Genomic DNA, 7,005 nt, shown 5'->3' on the forward strand with positions numbered 1-7,005 from the left:
GACCTCTCCCCACCGGGGAGAGGAGGGGCCGTGCCAAATTATCTCGCCGAGCGAAGCCCGCGAGGCATGTCAAAGAGCCGCGCTCAAGCAGCGCGAAGCGCCGTAGCGCATCGAAAACGAGGGATGCGGGGCACCGAGCGGCCGCGTCCTATGTTTAGTGGGCAGCCTCTCGGCGCCCCGCAGCGGCGATATGCTAAGCCCCTTCCCCACGCTTACCGCCTCTTCCGCGGGCAGCGGAACGGCTGCCGGCAGAGATGGACCTGGGCTTTCCAACCCAGGCGGGGGGCAGACGAGCCCCTGAGGTGGTCCGTTACCCCGGCCGCGAAACGCGAGACCACTCTTTCTCAGATGAGGTCGCACGCCCGTTTCGCGGTTCTCCTCAGGCGCCACATCCCTGCCCCACATGACGAGGACGGTCCTAGGTCACGCATCCCTCATGGGGCAGGGATGGGGAGAGTCTAATGCAGGCGCGGAGCGCGGGGATAAGTGGTGCGAATACTGATTGGAGCTATGTGTCAGAACCTGACATAGCTGCGCCGTAATGGGCCCAAGCGAGGCTAAAGCTCCCTCCGATTTGGCCTGCGAGGTGTCCCGGCCGACGGCCGCAAACAATTGTCGGGCTAACGACGTTCACCACCATCAAGACGAGATCTAAACGACGACAGCTTATTCTTGAGGTCTGGCTGTGACTCTCCCAGCTCTTCAAGCTCGCCAATGACAAGCAAGCGAACAAACGGCGTATCCCCAGCGGTGGAATCGTCCGCCAGTCGGGTGTCGGGTTCGCGGTCCAGAAGATGCTCTCCAAGTTCCATCAAATATCGCGCATATGCTCTCTTTTCTGTGTCCGTACGGAGGTCGATCTCCTTCTTATCTGGTCCGTAAAACCACCACATCTCCTGGTTACGAGGCAGCGACATGATGGCTTGATCATTAAGCAAGCTGGAGAGTGACTGCAGGTTCGTATAAGCCGCTTCGAAATCTCCAAGCCGAAACTGAGTCCTCGCCAGCATATAATAGCTTTCCATGAATCGCGGATTTAGGTTGAGTAGTTGCAAGTAGAGGCGTTCGGCTTCTTGATATTGTTCCAGGAGGAAGTGTTCATAAGCAAGGTTGCTTAGGAAAACCTGGTTCCAAGGGGACAGCGAGACCGCATTTTCAAACATTTTAAGCGCCATGGCTGTCTTTTGTTCGCTCTCAAATAAGTCGCCCTTCAGTGCATACGCTCGAGCGTTTTTGGAATTGATCGCAATCGCTTGATCCAAATAGCGATGTGCCTCGGCATGATCGATTGCTGAATAGACTTCCCCCAGGAAGGCGAGAGCGTGAGTGTCATTTGGGTTCTGTCGCAGCACAGCACCCAACCGCCGTTGTGCCACCTCCGGGTCGTATTCCTTCTTGGCAATCGGCTCAAAGGTAGACACTTTCAGAAGGCCGAGCTCTGCAGGAACACTGTATGGGTCCAAAGTTTTCGCTCGTTCGAATTCGAACCTAGCAGCGGCGAGCTGACCTACATTGAGGAAGTCCTCTCCTAGCTCGAGGTGGAGGCCCGTCAAACGTTCCTGGAAATTGTGCTGTTGCTTTTGGTGGGCTATTTCTCTCGCGCTATCGAGCGGCGACACCCCCCATGCCACCCACGCAAGCGAAGCCACGATTATTGAGGTGACAGCTGCAATTAACGGCCAATATATCCTGAGGTCATCCGCCAAGCGGGTTAAGACTCCGCTTGGGCTGTCTATTGGGTCGCCTTTCTTCGGTGAAGGTCGGATACGATTCGGGCGTTTCATGATCGACTCTCTCCTCGCATCAGGTAAGGGAGTATCAATCGGCCCCTCGCGGGGCGCCACGCCAGCATTATAACAAGAAATTGCCTAGTCGGTCGGTAAGCGGTCGTTGGAGGCGTTCAGCGCGCTGCGGATTGGCTCTACTTCGGGGTTCATTCAGGCGCGAACCGCGGCGCGGCCCGTGTTCATTCCGTCGGCACCTCGAGCGCCGCAGCCCACCCCACATGACAAAGACGACCTAGGTCAGGCATCCCGCATGGGGCACGGATGGCTCATGTCTAACCGAGGCCGGACAGCGGGGATAAGTGGTGGGCGAACGTCAACTCGCACCAGCAGCGGGAACCAAATGCGCCGATCGCTGTTTGAGATAATGGCCACACAATGCCGGAAAGGCTCGGAGCGGCTCGTCCGAGCCCCGCAACGGGAAACGGCCAGAGGGAAGGAACATATGACCTACCAGATTCTTTTTGCGGCGCTGTGCGCGGTGATTGCCGGGAATATCCTTGTGGCCGTGATCGCCATCATCAGGGCGTATCGAGAGGAGAAGAGTATTCGCCGCTTTTCCCGCTTCGCCCCGCGTTGACGCAGATCGCTCCATTTTGAGCCCCTTGAATGAAGTCCGGCCGAGCCAAGAATTGCCGGTTCCTCGATGGACCCACGGAGACTCCATCATGCGATTTTCGCCGGGATTTCGTGCCGCCCTCGTTGCTTTGTTGGCCTTGACCGGTGCGGGTCTTTCGTCCGCCGCTCACGCCGATTCCGGCACCGTTCAGATTTGGGAGTTGAAGGGGGGTTGGATCATCGGCGCCTCTGGCGGCGGCGGCACGCTCTTCTTCCATGGGCGGCGCTATCCGCTGTCGATTGGCGGCTTGAGCGCGGGGCTCGTGTTCGGCGCTTCGGAGACGAGGCTGTATGGCCGCGTGAGCAACATCCGGTACCCATCGGACGTCGCCGGCGTTTATGGCGGCGCCGGAGCCGGAGCCGCGCTCTTGGTCGGCGCGCGGGCGATCGTGCTGCGCAATGAGAAGGGCGCCACGTTGACGCTGTCCGGCCGGCAGGTCGGGTTAATCGCCAATGCCGATCTCAGCGGGCTGGCGATCTCGCTGCGGTAGCTCGCCCTAACACCATTTCGGCGGTCATTCGGCGCCGAGGACGAGCGTCCAGTAGGGACGGCTGCTTTCACTCTTGGCCATGGCGACGCCGATCGCCGTCACCTCGGGGCGCAGCAGGTTCTCCCGATGGCCCGAGCTTTCCTCCCAGCTGCGCATGGCGTCGCCGAAGGATTTCTGCCCCGAGGCGACGTTCTCCGAGGCGATCTTCGCATGGAAGCCGGCGCGCGCGGCGCGCTGCATGGGCTTCGATCCGTCAGACCCGTAATGACCGATCGAGCTTCGTCCTGCCTGATCCTTCGATTGAACCGCGGCGGCTTGCGACAGGCGCGCATCGAGCACGACCGGCTTGCGCCCATACTTGGTCCTGAAGGCGTTGATCTCCGCCAACGCCTTTTCCGGATCGAGCTTCTGCACGGGACGCGCGGCATATTCGGGAGACACAAGCGTGATGGAACAGCCGCCGAAGAGGCATGGCAGCGTCCATCCCGCAGCCGCCGGCGTCGCCAGCACCAGCATGGCGATCAGGATGCTTCGCTGTAACATCGGTTCCCCCCCAATGCTGCTGAGCAGAGCGCCAAGAATGTGGCGTCAGCACGCCTCAGAGGCGTGGAGCGCTGCTGTAGCCGGGGGAAGGATCGATTGTCTATGGGTTGAGGGAGCGTGCGTAGGCCCCGCGCGAAGCCTCAATTTCCGCCAACCAGACGCCGTTTGGTCCAAGTCAGCCCCGCTATAGCGCAGCGCTATCGACACTAGAGCAACGCGGCATTTCAACTGGACGGGAGACTTCGCCATGCTCGGCTTCGTTCCACAGGGTAAGCCGAGAGGACGAAATCCATGCTCACGCGATTCATCCGGTCCATGACAATGTTGGCGTGGGCTCTGATGCTACTGCCGTCAGGACCGGCGATGGCGGTCGACGATGACGGCGTCGTGCGCATCAAGAGTGCGCACTCAATGCCCGAAACCATCAAGCGCATCAAAAAGGACGTTGCCGACAAGGGCATCATGTTCTTCAGCGAAATCGATCAGTCCAAGCTCGCGGCCGATGCCGGTGTCACCTTGCGCCCGTCGACGCTGATCGTGTTTGGCAATCCGCCGCTCGGAACCTTGTTCCTGACGTCCAATCCATCGGCGGGGCTTGATTGGCCGGTGCGGGTGTTGGTCTACCAGGACGAGAAGGGCGACGTCTGGGTCAACTACACCGACTTCACCTGGATCGCGCATCGGCACGGAATCATGGATCGCGACGACGCCTTCAACAAGGCGTCGGAGGTGATCGCATCCATTACATCGACGGTTCGATAGCGGTTCGACTCTGGCGCCCCACGCATCGGGAGTGTCCGTCATGCAAGTCTCTCGTCTCTGCTTAGCCGCAATCTTGATCGCACTGGCAAATCCGGCCCCGGCTGCCGAGGATGTCGGCGCGGGCCAGGAAATCTATCAGGCGCAATGCACGGCCTGCCATTCCAACCAGCCTGGCGTGAACGGGATCGGCCCGTCGCTTGCCGGCGTTGCCGGACGGAAAGCAGGATCGCTGTCAGGTTTCCACTACACCCCGGCGATCACCGGCTCAGGACTGACCTGGGACGCCAAGACCTTCATCCAATTCCTGGCCGACCCGAGCAAGCTCGTGCCTGGAACGGCAATGACGGTGATGGTGCCCGATGAGACCGGCCGCGCCAATCTCTTTGCCTATCTCGCCACGCTCAAAGACACGTCCGCCGGGACCAAGCCGAGCGGTCCTGCGGTCGCCAAGATCACCGGTCCAACCCAAGCCGAACTCGACGAGGCCGCTTCGGCAACCGACAGCTGGCTCTACGCTTCGCGCGACTACGCGGGCTCCCGCTTCGTCGACCTCAACCAGATCACGCCGGCCAACGCCAGGAACTTGCGGCCGGTCTGCCTCTATCGCTCAGAGCAGGCAGCCTCGGTGCAGACGAGCCCGCTCGTCTATGGCGGGGTGATGTATCTCACCTTCGGTCGCGCCACCGTGGCGATCGACGCCAAGACCTGCCGCGAGCGCTGGACCTATATCTGGCAGCCGAAAGGGCAGGAGATCTCGCCAGCCAATCGTGGCGCCGCCATCAAGGACGGCAAGCTCGTGCGCGGCACCGCCGACGGTTATCTCATTGCGCTCGACATGGCCGACGGCTCGCTGCTGTGGAGCCAGCCGATCGCGAGCTTCGCCGGCGGCCAATATCTTTCGATGCCGCCGCTTATCTTTGGCGACCTCATTCTCATCGGACCCTCCGGCGCGGATTTCGGCGCCAAGAATTGGTTCGGAGCCTTCAAGCTCGACACCGGCGATCCGGTATGGAAATTCAATCTCATTCCCGATCCAGGCGAGCCCGGAGCCGACTCATGGGAAGATCCGGAATCGTTGAAGCATGGCGGCGGCAGCCTGTGGACTCCGGTCTCGCTCGATGCCAAGGCCGGTATCGTCTATCTGCCGGTCGGCAATCCCGCGCCTGACTTCTATGGCGAGCTCAGGCCAGGCGCCAACCTCTATACCGACTCGGTCGTCGCCCTCGACGCCAAGACCGGAAAGCTCCTCTGGTACCGCCAGTTCATCCCCCACGACGTGCACGACGCCGATCTCAGCCAGGTGAGCCCTCTGTTCGAGACCACCATCGACGGCAAGAAACGCAAGGTGATGAGCATCAGCGGCAAGGATGGCCTGCTCAGATTGCTCGACCGGGAGAACCAGGAGCAATTCTACGAGGTGCCGATCACCACGCGCGAGAATGTCGACGCGGTCCCGACCGTGGAAGGCGTGCATCGCTGCCCTGGCCTACTCGGCGGCATGGAGTGGAATGGGCCGGCCTACGATCCCGCCGGCAACACCCTGTTCGTTCCCGCTGTCGATTGGTGCGGCATCTTCAGCAAGGCGGCGAAGGATCCGCCGATCATGCAGGGCATGCATTATTACGGCGGCGCGGTCGCCTCTGACCCGCGCGAGAAGTCGAAAGGATGGCTGACCGCGTTCGACGCTTCGACCGGCAAGGAGCGCTGGAAATACGCATCGCCAACGCCGCTCGTCGCTGGGGTGACGGCAACCTCGGGCGGCGTGCTGTTCACCGGCGATCTCAACAACGACTTTCTCGTCCTCGATGCCAAGACCGGAGACGTGCTCTACCGCTTCAACACCGGCGGCAGCATCGGCGGCGGCGTGATCAGCTATGCGCTCGGCGGCAAGCAATATGTCGCGGCGACGTCTGGAACCGTATCGGCGTTCTTTGGCGGGTCCGGGCTTCCCGCGGTTGTTGTCTTCGCCGCAGGTAGAAGTGCTGCGCCGGTTGCCATGACGCCTTTCGATCCGGATAAAGCGCCGATCGCGGCGGTGGACCGCTTCAGCGAAAAGGCGGCTCATCTGCAGGTGCGCACGCCCGACAATCATATTCCTGGCGTCAACGCGCCGGTCGATTTCGACACCGGCCCCTTCATCACGCAAGGGCTGTCGCCCACCACGGGCAAGCCGGTGCGCTACTACAATTTCGACGTACAACCCACCGCGCCTGGGGCGGTCTACGTTCTCTACCGCGAGGGCGAGGACAAGCCGGTCGAGGGCCAACTCGATATCATCGATACGCTGCCTGGCGAGACGGGCTACAACGACTTCCGGCAGGTGTGGAAAGCGACGGTGCCCAAGGACTATGCCGCCAACGCGATTGTCGATAGCGCGACGCTGCTCGATGCCGGCTACAAGATGGAAAAGACTGCTGCGCTGCGCAACATGCCGGTGGTGCCGGACAAATCGAAAGCGACCATGCGCCTGAACGGCGAAAGCGCCGCGCTGCAACGCGCCTGGTACCAAGGCAAGGTGGCGAAATTCTTCAGCTTCGGCGAAGCGCCGTTGTCTGCCGCTGGAGACAATGTCCCCCTGTCGCCGATCTACGTGACCTTCAACGTCAATCCGGGTCAGCCGAACGGCGGCCCCGGGTCAGGATTCCACGCCGAGCCCAACTCCGAGCAGACCCACAACGTCCCGTTTACTCTGCCGGGCGATGCCGGATACTCCCCATTGTGGCTGGTGTCGGTCTACGACAACGCCGACTTTCCGGCGGTGCGCGATCGGGCGACCGCGCTCAAGGCCAAGGTGCTCGGGCCCGGTG

At 61.5% G+C, this 7,005-nt stretch carries 6 protein-coding genes; 4 read left to right on the forward strand and 2 right to left on the reverse strand.

Translation table 11 applies throughout. The annotated features are described in order from the left end of the window. Window positions 1-620: 620 nt before the first annotated feature. Complete coding sequence (locus tag ACREC7_RS14845) at window positions 621-1,784, reverse strand: tetratricopeptide repeat protein (protein WP_431556467.1); 1,164 nt, start codon at window positions 1,782-1,784, stop codon at window positions 621-623. Between the two features lie 445 nt (window positions 1,785-2,229). On the opposite strand from ACREC7_RS14845, the gene ACREC7_RS14850 reads away from it, so the two are divergent. Beyond that, window positions 2,230-2,364, forward strand: coding sequence for a hypothetical protein (locus ACREC7_RS14850; protein ID WP_431556468.1), 135 nt, complete (start codon window positions 2,230-2,232; stop codon window positions 2,362-2,364). Window positions 2,365-2,452: 88 nt separating this feature from the next. Further along, window positions 2,453-2,893, forward strand: coding sequence for a hypothetical protein (locus tag ACREC7_RS14855; RefSeq protein WP_431556469.1), 441 nt, complete (start codon window positions 2,453-2,455; stop codon window positions 2,891-2,893). A 24-nt stretch (window positions 2,894-2,917) separates the two neighbouring features. Here the strand turns inward: ACREC7_RS14855 and ACREC7_RS14860 are convergent, their stop codons facing one another. Then, a complete protein-coding gene (locus tag ACREC7_RS14860) occupies window positions 2,918-3,436 on the reverse strand; it encodes a CAP domain-containing protein (protein WP_431556470.1) in 519 nt (172 codons plus the stop codon). Window positions 3,437-3,751: 315 nt separating this feature from the next. Between ACREC7_RS14860 and ACREC7_RS14865 the strand changes: the two genes are divergently transcribed. Together ACREC7_RS14865 and ACREC7_RS14870 are read left to right on the forward strand one after the other, a co-directional pair. Further along, window positions 3,752-4,198 (forward strand): DUF302 domain-containing protein, encoded by a 447-nt coding sequence (locus ACREC7_RS14865; protein ID WP_431556471.1) that lies wholly within the window; start codon window positions 3,752-3,754, stop codon window positions 4,196-4,198. A gap of 73 nt (window positions 4,199-4,271) precedes the next feature. Then, on the forward strand, window positions 4,272-7,005 hold a 2,734-nt coding region (locus tag ACREC7_RS14870; RefSeq protein WP_431556472.1), incomplete at its 3' end, for a PQQ-binding-like beta-propeller repeat protein.

Origin of the sequence: Methyloceanibacter sp., assembly GCF_050728395.1 — a bacterium.
In the GTDB taxonomy this organism is placed as follows: domain Bacteria; phylum Pseudomonadota; class Alphaproteobacteria; order Rhizobiales; family Methyloligellaceae; genus Methyloceanibacter.